Below are 17,741 nucleotides of genomic sequence, written 5' to 3'. Positions count from 1 at the left end.
TACCCAAAATTGTTCTTTTTATGAATTATCCATCACAGGATATAACATCCCCCGAGAGTATAATCGCAATCGGGCATGATCGTGCTCTACGGGCGCTACAGGCTCCGGAACTGACAGTTTTCAAACGGCCATAAAAAAAACCAGCGGACCTTGATCCGCTGGCTTCTCAAAAATCATCTGTCTGCTTTAAGACTGCACCGATATTTCCCGGCACCGTTACGAATGCTGGCTACGAATCCCGGCCTTGAACAGTTTATAGCTTATGGAATCGCGCAGTGCGTTATAGGACGCCTCGATAATGTTGGTTGAAACACCCACGGTGGACCAGCTGTTGCCTTCGGCATCGCGGCTTTCGATCATCACGCGGGTGACAGCACGGGTGCCATCACCCCGGGTTATGATGCGCACCTTGTAATCTATCAGTTCGATCGGAGCGATGACTTCGCGGTATTCCGGCACGGTCAGCAACACTTTACGAAGCGCCGCATCCAGGGCGTTAACCGGACCGTTCCCTTCGGCCACCGACATGAACTGTTCATCCCCCACCACGACCTTAACAGTCGCTTCGGACATGGTGATGACCTGTTCGTCCTGTTCATCCACCCAGCGGCGTTCGTCGATCACGCGAAAGGACGTCACACGGAAATAGCGTTCCAGCTGGCCCATGGCCTTGCGGGCCAAAAGCTCGAAGCTGGCTTCGGCCCCATCATAGGCGTAACCATCGAACTCGCGCTGCTTGACCAGTTCCACCAGCTTGCCAACCGCTTCGGATTTCGGGTCAACCTCAACCCCGATTTCACGGAAACGGGCGAGAATATTGGACCGCCCGGCCTGGTCAGAAACCAGAATATGGCGCTGATTACCGACCTTTTCCGGTTCAATATGTTCATAACAGGTCGGGTTTTTCTCGACCGCCGACACATGCAAGCCGCCCTTATGAGCAAAGGCGGATTCACCAACATAAGCGGACTGGCGCATGGGTTCGCGGTTCAGGCGTTCATCCAGAATAGAAGAAATCCGGCGCAACTGGGTCAGTTGTTCCGGCGAAATGCCCACGTCATATCCCATTTTCAGCATCAGGGTCGGAATGATGGAAATCAGGTTGGCATTGCCACACCGTTCGCCCAAACCATTCAGCGTGCCCTGAATTTGCCGGGCCCCGGCGCGCACCGCCGCCAGCGAGTTCGCCACCGCATTTTCGGTATCATTGTGGCAGTGAATGCCCACATGGCTGCCGGGAATGCGCGCGCAAACATCGATCACGATGTCAAAAATCTCGTCTGGCAGGGTGCCGCCATTGGTATCGCACAACACAACCCAGCGGGCCCCGGCATCATAGGCCGCCTGAATAGCCGACAGGGCATAGTCCCGGTTGGCCTTGTAACCATCAAAGAAATGCTCGGCATCAAACAGCACTTCTTCGCTATGCTGTTTTACATGGGCAACGGATTCCGAAATCATCGCCAGGTTTTCATCAAGTTCGATGCCCAGCGCCTCTGTCACCTGAAAATCCCAGCTTTTGCCCACCATGCACACCACCGGGGCATTCTGAATAAGCGTCGTCAGGCCCGGATCATTCGAGGCGGAGCGCCCGGCGCGCCGTGTCATTCCAAAGGCGGTCAGGCGGGAATTTTTCAGTTTGGGTGGATTGGCAAAAAAGGCATCGTCCGTCGGGTTTGCCCCGGGCCAGCCACCTTCAATATAGTCAATCGACAGCTCGTCCAGTGCCTTGGCAATCGCGGTTTTATCCGCGGCTGAAAAATCAACGCCCTGGGTCTGTTGCCCATCGCGCAAGGTACTGTCATAGAGATAGACGCGCTTGTCAGACATACTGGTTCCAAATCTGCATAGAATGCGGCGCACATAACGCCGGTCAAAACGGGAATATCCCGGCAGCCGATGCCGGGTCGGTCTGGCAAATTGCCGCAAAACAGCGCGGCACGCAACCTCGTTGCCATCTATCCCAAAAAAACGGCAAAATCCACGTTTTCTCCGCCTTTAGAGTAGCAACCCTGTCCCCCTGCATGATTGTGCCACACGTCAAGGTGGCACTATATTGTGAGTTCGTTTTTAAGGTCCGGATATTTCAGCACCTCAACGTAGCGTTGCTATCCGTGCGGATGCAGACTTTCTTTGGTATTTTAAGGAATCAGTCAGATGGACCGCGGCGTTTCCATATCAGACGATCTGATTTTTCTGGGCGGGCTAACCTGGTACCGTGACGGCAAACATTGCTGGCGCGCCGCCGACCGTTTTGCTGAATACACCATCTGCCGCAAGCCAGATGAGCGATGGCATGGTTACTGGATGCGCAACGGCATCAAAACCCGGGCGGAATGGTCCTGCCCGACGATTGAAACCTATGCCGAATATCTGATCGACCAGGTTCGTCACGCCAGGCTGGAAATCGACTGATTGTGCTGCCAAGCATCATGCTGACCGCTTGCTTTGCCCAAACCGGGATGTTGCCGCAAGACGGGCAGACGGTAAAGTGAATGCTTTTAATTGCCCCAATTCCACCCGCCTGAACAAGAACGGTTGCGTTCCGCGTATAAGGGCTTATTTCTGGGGCAGATTGTTTCACTAAAAAAGGTCTCCGCATGTCCCATCCGACCAAAATGCAGATCGACATTGTTTCCGACGTCGTCTGCCCGTGGTGCATTATCGGCTATAAGCATTTGGAACAGGCGCTGGCGAATCTCGACGGTCAGATTGATGCCAAATTGCGCTGGCACCCGTTTGAACTAAACCCCGATATGGGGCCGGACGGGCAGGATTTGAAAGAACATATTCATGAAAAATTTGGTCTGAGCCCGGACCAAAGCGCTGAAAACCGTGCGCGTATCCAAACGATGGGCGAAAATGCCGGTTTTGAAATCCGTTTTAGTTCGGACAGTCGCATCTATAACACCTTTGATGCCCATCGCGTCCTCTATTGGGCGGGCAAGAAAGGTAAACAGACCGAACTGCAACTGGCCCTGTTTGCGGCATATTTTCAGGAAGCCGAAAACCCCGGAGATCATGGCGTGTTAAAACGCTGTTGCGAGGAAGTGGGCCTGTCACCGGAAGAAGCCGCCGAAATTCTTGCCAGCGACAAATTCGCAAGCGAAGTCCGCGCCGAGGAAGAAGAGTTTAAAAATGCCGGCATCACCTCGGTGCCGACCTATGTGGTCAATGGCAAATACGCCATTTCTGGCGGCCACCCGCCCGAAGTTTTTGAACAGGCGCTTTCTGAAATCGCGCGTGGCGTTGAAGAAGCCTGATCGGTTTTAACACTACATTACGGCCGCAAACCCAAAGCCCGACCGAAACACAACGGTCGGGCTTTGTCATAACCGCCTCAGCCCTTCTTGCGCCTGACATATCATGTCAGCAATCTTTGAATATGGGGTTTTCCCAATCGACCCGGCCCTGCCAGTGCGCTATCATTTTTAATAATTTAAAAAGGGTGGGCGTCATGGCAGAATTTCTCACTTATCTTCCGGGCATATTGCTGGCTTATGCCGCGTTTATGGTGGGCCTGATCAGCCCTGGCCCCGCCCTTATGGCCCTAATGGGCGTTTCCCTGGGGGATGGCCGCCGGGCCGGGCGTTATTTCGCCCTTGGCATTGGCTCGGGCTCTTTGTGCATTGGCATTCTGACATTATCGGGCTTGTCGGCCTTGCTGCTGGCCTATGCCGATGCCATGTATGTCATTCGCATTGCCGGGGGATGTTATTTGCTCTGGATGGCGTTTAAGGCCCTGAAGGCGGCCGCCCACCCGGCAAGTATTCCCGCCAGGGCCGATAACGACCCCCAACAATCCGCCGCGCATTATTTCAGCCGCGGCCTGGCCCTGCATTTGACCAACCCCAAAGCCATCCTGACCTGGATTGCCATTATCTCCATCGGGTTTCATCCGGGCGCACCACTGTGGGTGGGGGTTGTCATCGTAGCAAGCTGCGGGCTGATCTCGACCCTTGTTCATCTTTTCTATGCCACGGCCTTTTCAACCCGGCCCGTCATTGCCCTTTATCGTCGCCTCGCCCGCTGGATCAATGCCATTCTTGGCGTGTTTTTTGCCGTCCTGGGCCTGAAGCTGATTTTCAGCCGCTAACGGCTAAAACCCTGTTGCTCGTCGACAACATCGCCTGCCTCCCTTGTTGGCGGTTTGCGGGTGACGCCATTTTTGGCATCCATCCAGCCACCCAACACCGACAGCCACGCGGCAATCACCGGCAACCATGTCACGGGCTGGTTCATGGCCCACAGGGTCAGGCTTGTGATCAGGCACCATAAAACGGGCACGGGCAATAACAGCCAGCGCCAGGTTCCACGCGCCAGCAGCAAAAACCCCAATGTGCCAATTATTGTCGGGTCCGGCGCACTGCCAAACAATTCGGCCGAGATCATATCGCGCCCGGCAAGCAGGCTGAAAAACGGATAAACCGGAATGGCCAGCACCAGCAGGGCCATGCCCGCCATGCTGGAAAAATCGCCGCGCCAGGCAAAAAACAGCGGTTTGGGTCGCAGGGCAAACAAAACCAGCAGTGCCGTTTGAAAGGCAAAAACCGGCAAAACATAAGGCACCGCCCAATTGATGGGCCGGTAATAGTGCCACATGAACATGCTGCCCGACCACGCCCACATCAGCGCCAAAACCACCGGCACTACACGCTGGCGATAGCGACCATTGCGCAAAACAGCCAAAACCAACCCGGCCCCGGCCAGATACAGCGCCAGATTAACCGGCCAAAATGTGGTGTTGAAACTCTCAAACAGCCGGTAATACACCCGGGTTGAAAACAGCAAAAAATCGATCAGGTTATAATCCCACCACGCGGTCATAATGCCGCCTCGACGGCTTTGGCAATGGCATGGCGCTCTGCCCCTTCGGGCAAAACTGGCACACTGCTGTCGGGCATTGGGGTGATCGCGGCCATGTTTTCGCGCACATGATCCACGCGGGTGGTGGCGGGAATGGCGCATGTCACCGCCGGATGCGAGACGATATATTTCAAAATCAGTTGCGCCCAGCTTTGCGCCCCATAATCCGCCGCAAGCCCCGGCAGCGGCACCCTCCGCAGGGCCTCTGTCAGCCGCCCGCCGCGAAAGGGCCGATTGATGATCACGGCAATGTTGCGCTCTCGCGCCATCGGCAAGATCCTGTCCTCCACCGCGCGGTCCAGCGGATTATAGGTCACCTGAATAAAATCAATTGCCTCGCGTTCCATGATAATACCCAGCAAATCATGGCGGCGACCATGCGATGTGGTAATGCCGGTATAGCCCAGTGCCCCGGCGGCTTTCATATCCTGCAAAAGCGGCAACTGGTTTTCCCAATCCAGCATATTATGAACCTGCAACAGGTCAAACTGGCGAATGCCCCAGCGACGGGCACTCTCGTCAATCTGCTCTGGTCCGCCATCCTCGTCACTGGTCCAGACTTTATCGGTGGCAAAAACCTGTTCGCGATCAATGCCAAGTGCCGCCAACCCGTGACCGATGGTCGCCTGGGATGATCCATACATCGGCGATGAATCAATCATTTTCCCGCCAGCGGCAAAAAACGCCGCCATCACATCGGTACAGTTTTTCAATAAAACCGGGTCATTGCCGACATTAAAGGTAATCCAGCTTCCCAATCCCACCGCAGGCAGGGCGTATTCGGTACCGGGAATAGCATGAAGCAGAGGCTGCGCGCCCGATGCCGCCTGCGCAAAGCCAGCCCCCGGCAGCCGCGCTGCGGCCAACGCACCAATGCCCAACATACCTGCCCCGGCCAGAAACGTGCGCCGCGTGATATAGTCACGGGTCATGTCACCATTCCCCTTGATCGTCGCATTCACAAATAAGTAACAAGGGTGCCGCAATTTGCCATTCGGTGCAAGGCGCGGGCTTTTCTATCCACAAACGACAAAGGCGCTGCCTTTGCCAGACAGCGCCTTTGTCTTATAAAATGATGATTACGTGAAAACCGGCTTAAGCCCGTTTCCAGGTCGTCCCGTCCTTTGAATCTTCCAGCACAATACCGCGTGCCTTCAGATCATCGCGAATTTGGTCGGCCAGGGCGAAATCGCGGTTTTTCTTGGCATCTGCCCGTTTCACGATCAATGCTTCGATCTCGGCGGCTTCGCCGTCATCGCCGCCACCGGTAAACCAGCCATCCACATCCTGTTCCAGAATACCCAACAGGCTGGCAGCAGCCAAAACGCGGCCCTTTGCCTCGGCCTTTTCGGTATCTGACCCAGCCTTGTTCAACTGTGTGACCAGTTCATGGAACTCGGCAATCGCAAGCGGTGTGTTCAAATCATCGCACAGCGCATTCAGGACACCGGCAGGCATATCAACATCTGCTGGCGCTATGGCCGCTGTCTGGCGCAAGGCAGTATAAAAACGGTCCAGCGCCTCTTTGGCCTGACGCAGGTTCTCCGCCGTCCAGTTAATCGGCTGGTGATAATGGGTGCCCATCATCGCCAAACGCACGGCTTCGCCAGGCCAGCTTTCCAGCAATTCATGCACGGTCACGAAATTGCCCAGGGATTTGGACATTTTCTCGCCTTCAACCATCAAATGGCCGTTGTGCATCCAGTATTTGGCATAGCTGGACCCGTGATTGGCGCAGCAGCTTTGGGCGATTTCATTTTCATGATGCGGAAAGACCAGATCAATCCCACCGCCATGAATATCAAATTCCTGACCCAGATAGCGCGTGGACATGGCAGAGCATTCAATATGCCAGCCCGGTCGCCCCCGGCCCCACGGGCTATCCCAGCCCGGAGTGTCATCGTCAGACGGTTTCCAAAGCACGAAGTCTGCCGGGTCCTGTTTATAAGGCGCAACTTCAACACGGGCACCGGCAATCATTTCATCGCGGTTACGCCGCGACAATTTGCCGTATTCACCGTATTTGGAAACCGAAAACAGCACATGGCCTTCGGCAGCATAGGCAAACCCCTGCGCAATCAGCTTTTCGCACATGGCGATCATGTCGCCGATATGCTCTGTCGCGCGCGGTTCGATATCGGGCTTATGAGCATTCAATGCGCCCATATCATCCAGATAGGCCTGATGTGTGCGGGCTGTAATCACCGAAATCGGCTCGCCACTTTCACGCGCCCGCTGATTGATTTTGTCATCAACATCGGTGACGTTCCGCACATAGGTGACCTTGGGGTAGATATGACGCAGAAGCCGTACCAGCGTATCAAACACCACCACCGGGCGGGCATTGCCGACATGGGCATAGTCATACACCGTCGGTCCGCACACATATAAACGCACATGTGCCGGGTCAATCGGTTCAAAGCGTTGCTTTTGGCGGCTCATGCTGTCGTAAATACGCAGATCCGCTGAAATATCCGTCATTTTTTTTCGTCCGTTAAATCATCGCGTCTTTGTGTGGCACAATTTCTTTACGGCGATCCGACACAAATATGTCAGACCGCCTGACCACACAGACGCGCACGGGCTTTTTCGCTGCCGATCATCGGCAGCAATGCAGACATTTCAGGACCATGTTCGCGCCCGGTAAGGGCCTTGCGTAACGGCATGAACAACTGTTTTCCTTTCCGACCGGTGGCGTCTTTCACGGCCCCGGTCCAGCTTTTCCAACTTGTGCCATCCAAGTCACCTTGCGGCAGCATATCTGCGGCCTGGGTCAAAAATTCACGATCTTCATCGTCAATTTCCGGCACAATCGCATCATGGACAACATCCCACCATTCGCGGGCTTCGGCAACACGCCAGCAATTGCCACGCACCGCCTGCCAGAAGGCTTCGTCCATCCCCTCCATTCCGGCAGCGACCAACTTGTCGCGGGCCTGATCATAAGGCATGTCATGAACGATTTTTTCGTTCAGCGATGCCAGATCCGCCGGATCGAATTTGGGTGTAGAACGACCATAAGCCGAAATATCGAAGGTTTCAATCGCTTCAAGCATGGTGGCCGGTTCGATCCGGTCCGATGCGCCCAGCCCGGTAAGCAGGCCAACCAGCGCCGGAACCTCAAACCCGTCATTGCGCAATTCACGCAGCGACAGGCTGCCCAGCCGTTTTGACAGCTGCGATCCACCCGGCCCGGCCAAAAGCGGCGTGTGACCAAAATCCAGCCCGCCGGGCTGGCCGCCAAGCGCCATATAAACCAGAATTTGCGCAACCGTATTGGTCACATGGTCTTCACCGCGAATGATATGGGTGACACCCATTTCCAGATCATCGACGACGGAACCCAGCATATAAAGCAGCGATCCATCTTCACGGATCAAAACCGGGTCGGAAACGTGCTGGGTATCGAAATGACACAGGCCCCGGCACATGTCATCCCATTCCACCACACCATCGGGCAGTTTGAAACGCCAGTGCGGCTTGCGACCTTCGGCTTCCAGCGCGCGAATTTCTGCCGGGTCCAGCAACAGGGCCTTACGGTCATAAATAAAGGGCTGATGGCGCTGACGGGCGGCTTTACGCTTCCAGTTCAGTTCGCCTTCCGTTTCATAACACGGATACAGCAACCCTTCGGATTTAAGCTGTTCAATCGCGACATCGTATCTGTCCTGGCGCAGGGACTGGCGTTCTTCGCGGTCCCAGTCAATGCCGAGCCAGCGCAAATCCTCGCGAATGGCATCAACATATTCATCCTTGGAGCGTTCGGGGTCGGTATCGTCAAAACGCAGGATAAATTCACCACCATGTTTGCGGGCAAACAGCCAGTTCATCATGGCGACACGGGCATTGCCGACATGAAGCAGGCCGGTCGGGCTGGGGGCAAAACGTAATACAGGTTTTTTCATATCAATATTTTTCAAACAATATATGTGTCAGCTTACCAGATTGGTAAAGCCATTGGTAATCGGATAACGCCGGTCACGGCCAAAGGCACGCGGGGTAATTTTCACCCCTGGCGGGGCCTGGCGGCGTTTATATTCGGCACGGTCCAGCAATCGCCAGACCTTGCGCACAATTGCCTCGTCATGGCCACTGGCAACGATCTCGGCAACACTGCGTTCCCCTTCAATCATCTGGCTCAGGATATCATCCAGAACATCATAGGGCGGCAGGCTGTCTTCGTCTTTCTGATCTGGGCGCAATTCGGCCGAGGGCGGTTTGGTGATAATCCGTTGCGGGATGACCATGCCCTCTGGTCCCAGCGCCCCTTGCGGGCGATGCAAATTGCGCCAGCTGCACAGGGCGAATACAGTGGTTTTATACAAATCCTTCAAAACCGAATAGCCACCGCACATATCACCATACAGCGTAGCATAGCCCACCGACATTTCCGATTTGTTGCCCGTGGTTAGCACCATATGGCCAAACTTGTTGGAAATGCCCATCAGGATAATCCCGCGCGAGCGCGCCTGAATGTTTTCTTCGGTAATATCGGGCTCGCGACCGGTAAAGGCCGGGGCCAGCATGCGGCCAAACGCCTCCATTGCCGGACCGATATTAATGCTTTCAATACCGGTTTTCAGCATATCGGCACAAATTTGCGCATCTTCCAGACTATCAGCCGAGGTATAGGGCGATGGCATCATCACCAGACGCACGCGATCCGCCCCCAAGGCATCGACCGCCACGGCAGCAGACAGGGCCGAATCAATCCCGCCGGACATGCCAATAACAACGCCGGGGAAACGGTTTTTATTCACATAATCACGCAGGCCCAAAACCAGCGCCTGATAAATCGCATCCAGCCCGGACGGGTAATGCGCATCGGGCTTGGCATCGTCGCAATACCATTTGCCATCGCCATCACGCGACCAGTGCGATAGTTGCACGGTTTCGGCAAAACCCGGCAGGGCAACGGCCAGGGTGCCATCAAAATTCAGGCCGAATGTGCCACCATCAAACACCAGTTCATCCTGCCCGCCGACCTGATTGCAATATATCATCGGCACGCCGGCTTCCAGCACACGGTCGCGAATAAGCTGGCGACGCAGGCCGTCTTTGCCTGCCTCAAATGGCGATCCATTGGGGACCAGCATCATTTCCGCCCCGCGTGCGGCCAAATGGGCCACCACCTTTGGCGTCCAGACATCCTCGCAAATCGGAACACCCAGCTTGATGCCGCGAAAATCAACCACATCGGGCATCGGGCCTGCAGCAAAAACACGTTTTTCGTCAAACACGCCGTAATTGGGCAGGTCGTTTTTGGCGCGCACGGTTTCAATTTTGCCGCCATCGACCAGCAAAACCGCATTATGCCGCACACCGTTAAATTCCCACGGGGTTGTCAGCAACAGGGCCGGGCCGTTTTTACGTGCAGCGGTACGCTTGCAAATATCATCTACCGCGTCGCGCAAATGGCGCATGAAGGATGGTTTCATCACCAGGTCTTCGGGCGGGTAGCCCGACAAAACCAGTTCGGAATACAGGATAATATCCGCGCCCTGATCAGCCGCAGATTCCCAGGCAGCCACAATCTTTTCCGCATTCCCGGCAATGTCGCCGACAATCGGATTCAACTGGGCAATGGCAATGGCGAGTTTGTTTTTCATGTATTTGGAATAGGAGGGGTCCGCCCGCAAGTCAATTGCGGAAATTGCAATAGCCCCCGAAGGTTTTACAACCCCGTTCGGCCACGATTGGGCACAAGACTACACGCCAACCACCTAAAGCGCCATCGCCGCGTCGATTTCTTCCTGGCTCATGGTTTTGGCCGATCCGTGAATAATCGAACTGGCAACATCCATAAACCGTTGCAATGCCGTCGTGGTGCTGCTGGCCGTCATGCGGATAACCTCGGGGTTGCCCTCATTGATCACAACTTCCAACTGCTCGTTTGCACGCAAAACCAGCGCATTCATGTGCTCGATGGTTTCCTCGAACGGACGGCGGAATTTTTCCGGCACATGATCATAGGCCTCAATCGCCAGTTCGCGGTCAGAAAAGGCGCTGTCCTGAAAATGCTGCTGATAGCTTTTCGGTGCCCATTCCCGACAATCCTCAAGCATGTCGGGCATGTCCGGAACCATTTCAAGCAACATCACGATTTCGTTGAAATGATTCAGGTAATCCGTTGCAAGCAGCGTTGCAGAGGAAATGTTCGTCCCCTCGACCTTCTTTTGCCAGATTGCAAAATCGTCATCTGCGGCCATGTTCGCGTCTATCCCTCTCTCGCCTGCAAGTGCGCCCCGTTTCTTTTATATGCGAAAGGATAAGCATCGCATCAATATCAATCTGAAACAAATTCCCAATTGGGGATGTTTTGACAGATTTTTAGGTCTCATCCCGGCTTTTTAGAGAGTTTATTAAATTCTACAACGAAAAAGGGTGCCCGATATCCCGGACACCCTTTTGGGCAGTTAAAATTCCCGACCGCCTGATCAATCAGAGAGATCAGGCGCTTGCCAGCAATTCATCACGAATGTTGTCCCGTTCCTGTTTGATCATCTCGGCAATCAAAAAGGCCAGTTCAAGGGCCTGGGCCCCATTCAGACGCGGGTCGCAATGGGTGTGGTAACGATCCGACAGGCTGTCTTCGGTAATCGCCTGTGCGCCACCTATACATTCGGTCACATCGCGGCCGGTCATTTCAAAATGAACGCCACCGGCATGGGTGCCTTCGGCCTTGTGAATGTCAAAGAAGGTTTTGACTTCGCCAAGAATCGAATCAAAGGCACGGGTCTTGTACCCGTTGCTGGCCTTGACCGTGTTGCCGTGCATCGGATCGCACGACCACACAACCTTGCGGCCTTCGGCCTTCACACGGCGCACCAGACGCGAAAGATGTTCCGCCACCTTGCCCGACCCCATACGGCAGATCAAGGTCAGACGACCCGCTTCGTCGGCCGGGTTCAGGGTGTCGATCAGGCGGATCAGTTCATCTTCCTCAAGCGTCGGGCCGCATTTAAGGCCAATCGGGTTTTTCACCCCACGCAGGAATTCAACATGTGCGCCGTCCGGCTGGCGGGTACGGTCGCCAATCCACAGCATATGCGCCGAGCAATCATAATACTGGCCGGTCAGGCTGTCCTGACGGGTCAGGGCCTGCTCGTAACCCAGCAACAATGCCTCGTGCGAGGTATAAAAGTCGGTTTCGCGCATTTGCGGCGCGGTTTCCGGGGTAATGCCGCAGGCACGCATGAAGGCGACAGCTTCGTCGATCTGGGTGCTCATCTGACGATATCGTTCCCCCGCGGGGCTGTTATCGACAAAGGACAGGTTCCAGCGATGAATCTGCGTCAGATCAGCGAAACCACCCTGGGCAAAGGCCCGCAACAGGTTCAGCGTCGATGCGGACTGGTTATAGGCACGGATCTGGCGCTGCGGGTCCGGCGTGCGGGATTCTTCGGTAAATTCGATCCCGTTAACGTTATCCCCGCGATAGCTGGGCAGTTCGACGCCATCAATCGTTTCCATATCGGCCGAACGCGGTTTGGCAAACTGGCCGGCCATACGGCCCACCTTGACCACCGGGCACGATGCGCCATAGGTCAGTACAACCGCCATCTGCAACATGACCTTAAAGGTGTCGCGGATATTGTTGGGATGAAATTCCTTAAAGCTTTCCGCGCAGTCACCACCCTGAAGCAGGAAGGCCTTGCCTTCTGCAACCGCACCAAGTTTTTCCTTAAGCGCACGCGCCTCGCCAGCAAATACCAAAGGAGGATAGCTGCCGAGCTCTTGTTCTACGGCCTTGAGGGCCTGTGCATCCGGATATGTCGGAATCTGCTTTACAGGCAGGTTCCGCCAACTATCAGTGCTCCAGCTCTTGCTCATTTGCTTCCTCTCCATCGGATGTCTCTTTCAACATCCCTAGCATAACATCATTTCTATCATACGCCCCACATTACAGGCGCAAACCAGCCATTTGCCGGGTCCAACTAGATAAGGGTTTTACGCCGCCGTTTCCAGTCTTTCCCGCACTGCGACAACAGAAAAATGGCAAATTTTTGCCAATCCTGCGCAATTACGCGCAAAATTCCACCCAATTTAACCACCAATAGATGAAACAGAGCCCAGATATTACGCGCAAAAAGCACATGAAAAATGCGAATCCACGCGGGTTTCAGCCCGTTTCATCTTCCGGTTCACCAAAATGTGTGCGTGCATCCGTCGGAATCGCAATCCCCTGAATCTGTCGCGCAATCCAGATATGATCCACCCCTGACAGATCCGGCATCACATCGAGCGATCCGCCTTTGATGCTAACGGGTTCGTCACCGACAAGGTCGCCATGAAACAGGCGCGACCCGCAATCAGGGCAAAAATGACACGCCAGCACCCGGCCACTATCGGTTGGTCTTTGCCATGTTTTTACCTGCCCCTGTGTGATGACAATATCCGCACCGTGCACCCGAACCGAAATTCCGAAGGCGGAGGCGGACTGTTTCTGACATTCCCGGCAATGGCAGATATAGGTTTTCAAAACCGCCCCATCCAGGCGATACCGCACGGCCCCACACTGGCACCCGCCCGTTATGGCATCCCCTGGCTGTGAAAGTGCCTGTGTCATCCCCATCCATCCTTTGCTGTGCGACGAAGTCTCCATATTCATCAGCCCTCCCCCATCATCGGTAAAATGGGCGGTGCCATTCCACAACATTCTATCATTATTCCGAAACAGTTGCGCCCCGGTTCAATTCGCCGCAAGCTGACCTGCTGCCAGATATGGCAGGAGACCAACCTGTCGTATCTCCTGATTTTCGGAACGCCCCATGCCCCTTGAAACCGCCATCATCGTTGCCTGTGCCTATTTCATTGCCGCCTTTGTCAAAGGGGCCACCGGTCTTGGTTTTTCCACATCCGCCCTGCCGGTGATGACGATCGGTCTGGGCCTTAAATCGGCGATGCCACTGGTGATTATTCCATCGATTGTCAGCAATGTGATCGTCATGGTGCAGGCAGGGCATTTTCGCGAAACTGTGCGACGTTTCTGGCCGATGTTTGTCGCCACCATTCCCGGGCTGATTGTCGGGCTGATCATCCTGGACCGTGTTAACGGGCTGGTGGCCGGGGCCGTTTTGGGCCTGGTGCTTATTTTATATGGCGTGATCACCCTTGCCCGCCCCGCCATTTACATTCCCGACCGGCTGGCAAACCGCATTGCCCCCTTTTCCGGCTTTCTGACCGGGTTGGTCAATGGCATGACCGGGTCGCAGGTTATGCCAATCCTGCCGTTTTTCCTCTCGCTACGGCTGGATCCCAAACGCTTTGTACAGGGGGTGAATATATCCTTTACCCTGTCCAGCCTGATCATGGCCGTCGGGCTTAGCCGCATTGGCCTGATGACCTGGCATAGCGCGCTGATTTCGCTGGCCGGTTTGATACCGGTTTTTCTGGGGGTAAAGGCGGGCAGCTTTGTCCGGGCGCGACTGGAAGCCGAAACCTTTCGCAAGCTGGTGCTGGTGATGCTGATTTTATTTGGCATCATCCTGATTGGCAAAGCCCTGCTGGCTTAAGGCTATTCTGAACCTTTCCGCTCTGCTAAGACAAAGCCATGAACACCATTGAACATCCTTCCTTTTGCGAAACCGAAGAAAAGAAATCGCGCTTTTTGGCAACGCTGGTGCCCTATGCGCAATTTGACGACACCCTGGCCGATCTGCGCAAGGCCCATCCCAAAGCCAATCATCACGTCACCGCCTATCGTTACCTGAATGACGAAGAACAATTAATCGAACATGGCAAGGATGATGGCGAACCATCGGGCACATCGGGCATGCCGTGCCTCAAGGTGTTGCAGGGGCGCGACCTGGTCAATATTGCCGTGATTGTCACGCGGTATTTTGGCGGCACCAAACTTGGCACGGGCGGGCTGGTACGCGCCTATAGCGGGGCAACGCAGGCAGTGTGTGACACGGCAAAAATCATTCCCTATATCCCGCAGGGCACAACACGCCTTTTTGCCACCTTTGCCAATGCCGGCAATATGGAACAGGCCTGCACCCGGCCCGACATTACAGTGCTGGATCGCCAGTTCGACACCCTGGGCAGCCTGATCGAAATCAGCGGCCCGCGCGACATTGTTGCCGACCTTGCCCGCCGCTTCCCGCCGCCAAATGAAGAGGGCAGCACAGATACCGAAAACAATGAAGAGAGTAACCAGGCCCCGTCATAACCAAGTCGTCGCAGCCTTTGGCTACGCCTTACAAATCTGGCGGTTCCGATCCGTACTTTGCCGTCTTTGCAACTCGAACCCCAGATCAATAATCTTTTCGGGCAGCGGCGTGTCCTCCAGCACAGCCAGGATCATATTGACCGCATGACGGCCAATGCCATAGCGATCGGTACGAATACTGGTCAGTGACGGACAGGCCGCCTGCATCATTTCAAGGTCGTTAAACCCGGCAATCCCCAACTGGTCGGGCACGGAGATGCCCGCCTTTTGCGCACCAAACAGAGCACCCAGCGCAAGGTCGTCATTGTTGCAAAAAACCGCATCCAGATCGGGCCGGTGGCGGGCCAGTTCGCGCAACAACACCCCGCCTAGCGTAACACTGGAGGATGTGGTGGTGGTTTTCACAAGATCCGGGTCAAACATTCCGGCATCTTCGAGCGCACGGCGAAACCCCGCCAGACGCCGGGTTGTGCGCGGGTCCATGCGGGCCCCCAAAAAACCGATATGCCGATACCCCTGATCAATCAAATGCTGGGCTGCGGCCCGCCCGCCCTCGTAATGGGAAAATCCCACCATCATATCAATCGGGTCCGGCCCGGTTTCCATGATCTGCACCACCGGGCAGTTTGCTTCTTCCAGCATTTTGCGCGCCACAGGTGTTTGATCAATGCCCGAAACAATTACGGCCGTGGGGCGCTGGCTTAAAAAGATGCCAATCAGGCGTTCCTGCTCTGCGGCGGAATAGCGCGAATTGCCCAACTGCACCTGAAGCGGGCTGGCATCCAGCGCATCATAAATCGCGCGAAGGGTATCGGAAAAAACGTTGTTGGTGAGCGATGGCACCAGCACCGCCACCACATTGGACCGCGACGATGCCAACGCACTGGCATGGGTGTCGGGGATGTAATTAAGCGCGCGCACCGCCTTGTCGATTTTACCGCGCAGCCGCTCCGATACCTTTTGCGGGTCACGCAAGGCCCGCGACACGGTAATCGAACTCACCCCTGCCTGGGCGGCAACGTCGGCAATTGTCGGCCGCCCGGCCCCTTTACGTTTTCTCATGCCTGCCTGACTGCCATTAACCTCAATCTTGCGGGCCACCACGCAATATTCCGTCAACCAACGGAACCAGCGCAGCCCCTATTGCCCGTGTATTAGCCGCATCCAGATGCACGCCGTCAACAGGTGATGCCACGGCAACAGTCGCCGCATCAAAAAAATGGCAGTTCTTTTGCTGCGCCAGAGACTGATAGGCGGCGGCAAGTTTTCGCGATTCGGCAATGGTATGCGAGGTTGGCAAGGTCCCACCGACCTTGTCGGTTTCACACAGATGCGGCGGTGCCATCACCATGACTTCCGGTGCGGGTCCGGCCTGATAGGGATAGCTGCGCACAAGGTCCACCAGCCGTGCCATACCGACCGTAGCCCCCCTTGCATCGCCACAAATAAAGGACTTCAAATCATTGGTACCCAGCATGATAATCACCAGGTCCAGCGGGTCATGGCTGCCTAAAAGAGTGGGTAAAATCCGTGCGCCATTCCTGTCTGCCGGGGCGGTATGATCGTCAAATGCTGTGGTCCGTCCACTCAACCCCTGGCCAATCACTCGCGCCTGATGCACCAGCCCCGCGCCCAACACCGTTGGCCACAAATCGTCAAACGGGTGGCGTCTACCATGTTCGGGGTGATACCCCCAGGTCAGACTATCCCCATAAGCAAGCACGTTTTTTTTATACATGGCGCTATTCCCGAAGAAATCTCCAAATAATCCTTTAAAGGGACCTCTCCCCAAAGGGTTAATCAATTAAGGCTGGTTCCCGTTTCCAGCTTTGACAGTCGCAATAATGTCTTTCGCGCAATAGGTGTGACGCGTATCCTGTTTTTCGCATCACTCGTCGCTCATGACAACTCACTAATATTTAAATTGTTCTAATTTACCGATTTCAGCAATGAAGAATGCTCGCAAATTTGCAACGGGAAAATCTGTTGACTCAATGTTAGCGCTATCATTATGTTAGCGCTAACAAAACAGGCAGGAACCAAAAATCCGCGCCTTTCGGTCTCTGGGGAAACAGTCTTTACCAATGAACAGCCTTGCGAAATTCGTCATTGTCATGGGGGTTAGCGGCTCGGGTAAAACCGAAACCGCCCGTCGCCTTGCCACGGCCACCAAAGGGGCCTGGCTTGATGCCGATGACCACCATCCGGCAGAGAATGTCGACCATATGCGGCGCGGTCTGCCACTGAATGACGCCATGCGCTGGCCCTGGCTTGACGCCCTGTGCAAGGCCGCTATTGCCACCCGCAATGAGCTGGCATCGTGCGGCATCACGGCGGGCCAGTCAGCCCCGCCCATTTTTATTGCCTGCTCCGCGCTGAAGCGGCGCTACCGCGATTATTTGCGCGACCATTTGGGGGCCGACCTGATTTTTGTGTTTCTCGATGGCCCGCGCGACCTGATTTTGGACCGGATGAACAACCGGGCCGGGCATTTCATGCCCGCCGCCCTGCTCGATAGCCAGCTTGCTGATCTTGAACCCCTGGGGCCTGACGAAGATCCGCTGACTGTTTCGATTATGGCCCCGATAGACGACATCGTCTGGCAGGTGCTGGATGATCTGACTGCACGTAACGATCGAGAAAGCGGAACGGAACCTTCCGTATCCGCCGATGAAAAAACCACATCCAAGGGAGGATGACC

The 17,741-nt window shown here is 55.2% G+C and carries 17 protein-coding genes; 6 read left to right on the top strand and 11 right to left on the bottom strand.

The window, feature by feature from the left end:
- Positions 1–216: 216 nt before the first annotated feature.
- On the bottom strand, positions 217–1,830 hold the full coding sequence (cimA, locus tag LF95_RS02405) for a citramalate synthase (protein WP_073953514.1): 1,614 nt from the start codon (positions 1,828–1,830) through the stop codon (positions 217–219).
- 327 nt (positions 1,831–2,157) lie between these two features.
- On the opposite strand from cimA, the gene LF95_RS02400 reads away from it, so the two are divergent.
- From LF95_RS02400 to LF95_RS02390, 3 genes are all read left to right on the top strand, one after another.
- The gene (locus LF95_RS02400; protein ID WP_073953513.1) at positions 2,158–2,415 is read left to right on the top strand and encodes a hypothetical protein; all 258 of its coding nucleotides are present in this window, start codon (positions 2,158–2,160) and stop codon (positions 2,413–2,415) included.
- A 185-nt stretch (positions 2,416–2,600) separates the two neighbouring features.
- Complete coding sequence (locus LF95_RS02395) at positions 2,601–3,263, top strand: DsbA family oxidoreductase (protein WP_073953512.1); 663 nt, start codon at positions 2,601–2,603, stop codon at positions 3,261–3,263.
- Between the two features lie 194 nt (positions 3,264–3,457).
- Positions 3,458–4,096: a LysE family translocator gene (locus tag LF95_RS02390; RefSeq protein ID WP_073953511.1), complete on the top strand. Its 639-nt coding sequence runs from the start codon at positions 3,458–3,460 to the stop codon at positions 4,094–4,096.
- Here the strand turns inward: LF95_RS02390 and LF95_RS02385 are convergent.
- The 8 genes from LF95_RS02385 to LF95_RS02350 all read right to left on the bottom strand — a co-directional run bounded on the left by LF95_RS02385 (position 4,093) and on the right by LF95_RS02350 (position 13,525).
- Positions 4,093–4,827, bottom strand: a complete 735-nt coding sequence (locus tag LF95_RS02385; protein WP_073953510.1) for a DUF6064 family protein — start codon at positions 4,825–4,827, stop codon at positions 4,093–4,095. The two genes, LF95_RS02390 and LF95_RS02385, sit on opposite strands and share 4 nt — an antisense overlap.
- Positions 4,824–5,798, bottom strand: coding sequence for an aldo/keto reductase (locus LF95_RS02380; protein ID WP_073953509.1), 975 nt, complete (start codon positions 5,796–5,798; stop codon positions 4,824–4,826). The genes LF95_RS02385 and LF95_RS02380 overlap by 4 nt, the downstream gene beginning before the upstream one ends.
- 163 nt (positions 5,799–5,961) lie before the next feature.
- Positions 5,962–7,347: a cysteine--tRNA ligase gene (gene cysS / locus LF95_RS02375; protein ID WP_073953508.1), complete on the bottom strand. Its 1,386-nt coding sequence runs from the start codon at positions 7,345–7,347 to the stop codon at positions 5,962–5,964.
- A gap of 71 nt (positions 7,348–7,418) precedes the next feature.
- On the bottom strand, positions 7,419–8,771 hold the full coding sequence (gltX, locus tag LF95_RS02370) for a glutamate--tRNA ligase (protein ID WP_073954781.1): 1,353 nt from the start codon (positions 8,769–8,771) through the stop codon (positions 7,419–7,421).
- 27 nt (positions 8,772–8,798) lie between these two features.
- Positions 8,799–10,475, bottom strand: a complete 1,677-nt coding sequence (locus LF95_RS02365; RefSeq protein WP_073953507.1) for an NAD+ synthase — start codon at positions 10,473–10,475, stop codon at positions 8,799–8,801.
- A gap of 114 nt (positions 10,476–10,589) precedes the next feature.
- Positions 10,590–11,075, bottom strand: a complete 486-nt coding sequence (locus tag LF95_RS02360; protein ID WP_073953506.1) for a hypothetical protein — start codon at positions 11,073–11,075, stop codon at positions 10,590–10,592.
- A 241-nt stretch (positions 11,076–11,316) separates the two neighbouring features.
- Positions 11,317–12,699 (bottom strand): class II 3-deoxy-7-phosphoheptulonate synthase, encoded by a 1,383-nt coding sequence (locus tag LF95_RS02355; protein ID WP_073953505.1) that lies wholly within the window; start codon positions 12,697–12,699, stop codon positions 11,317–11,319.
- Between the two features lie 289 nt (positions 12,700–12,988).
- Entirely contained in the window at positions 12,989–13,525 is a 537-nt protein-coding gene (locus LF95_RS02350) for a GFA family protein (RefSeq protein WP_083607468.1), read from the bottom strand.
- 112 nt (positions 13,526–13,637) lie between these two features.
- Between LF95_RS02350 and LF95_RS02345 the strand changes: the two genes are divergently transcribed.
- Together LF95_RS02345 and LF95_RS02340 are read left to right on the top strand one after the other, a co-directional pair.
- Complete coding sequence (locus LF95_RS02345; RefSeq protein ID WP_073953504.1) at positions 13,638–14,381, top strand: sulfite exporter TauE/SafE family protein; 744 nt, start codon at positions 13,638–13,640, stop codon at positions 14,379–14,381.
- Between the two features lie 38 nt (positions 14,382–14,419).
- Positions 14,420–15,040, top strand: a complete 621-nt coding sequence (locus LF95_RS02340; protein ID WP_073953503.1) for an IMPACT family protein — start codon at positions 14,420–14,422, stop codon at positions 15,038–15,040.
- 21 nt (positions 15,041–15,061) lie between these two features.
- Here LF95_RS02340 and LF95_RS02335 read toward each other — a convergent pair whose 3' ends face one another.
- Complete coding sequence (locus LF95_RS02335) at positions 15,062–16,102, bottom strand: HTH-type transcriptional regulator GntR (RefSeq protein WP_073954779.1); 1,041 nt, start codon at positions 16,100–16,102, stop codon at positions 15,062–15,064.
- Positions 16,103–16,124: 22 nt separating this feature from the next.
- On the bottom strand, positions 16,125–16,778 hold the full coding sequence (locus LF95_RS02330) for an SGNH/GDSL hydrolase family protein (protein WP_073953502.1): 654 nt from the start codon (positions 16,776–16,778) through the stop codon (positions 16,125–16,127).
- A 346-nt stretch (positions 16,779–17,124) separates the two neighbouring features.
- Here LF95_RS02330 and LF95_RS02325 point away from each other — a divergent pair, with 346 nt between their 5' ends.
- Complete coding sequence (locus LF95_RS02325; RefSeq protein ID WP_073953501.1) at positions 17,125–17,739, top strand: gluconokinase; 615 nt, start codon at positions 17,125–17,127, stop codon at positions 17,737–17,739.
- Positions 17,740–17,741 lie beyond the last annotated feature (2 nt).

The sequence above is a fragment of the Thalassospira sp. TSL5-1 genome, from assembly GCF_001907695.1.
GTDB lineage: Bacteria > Pseudomonadota > Alphaproteobacteria > Rhodospirillales > Thalassospiraceae > Thalassospira.
This window is presented reverse-complemented; position numbering and strand designations above follow the sequence as displayed.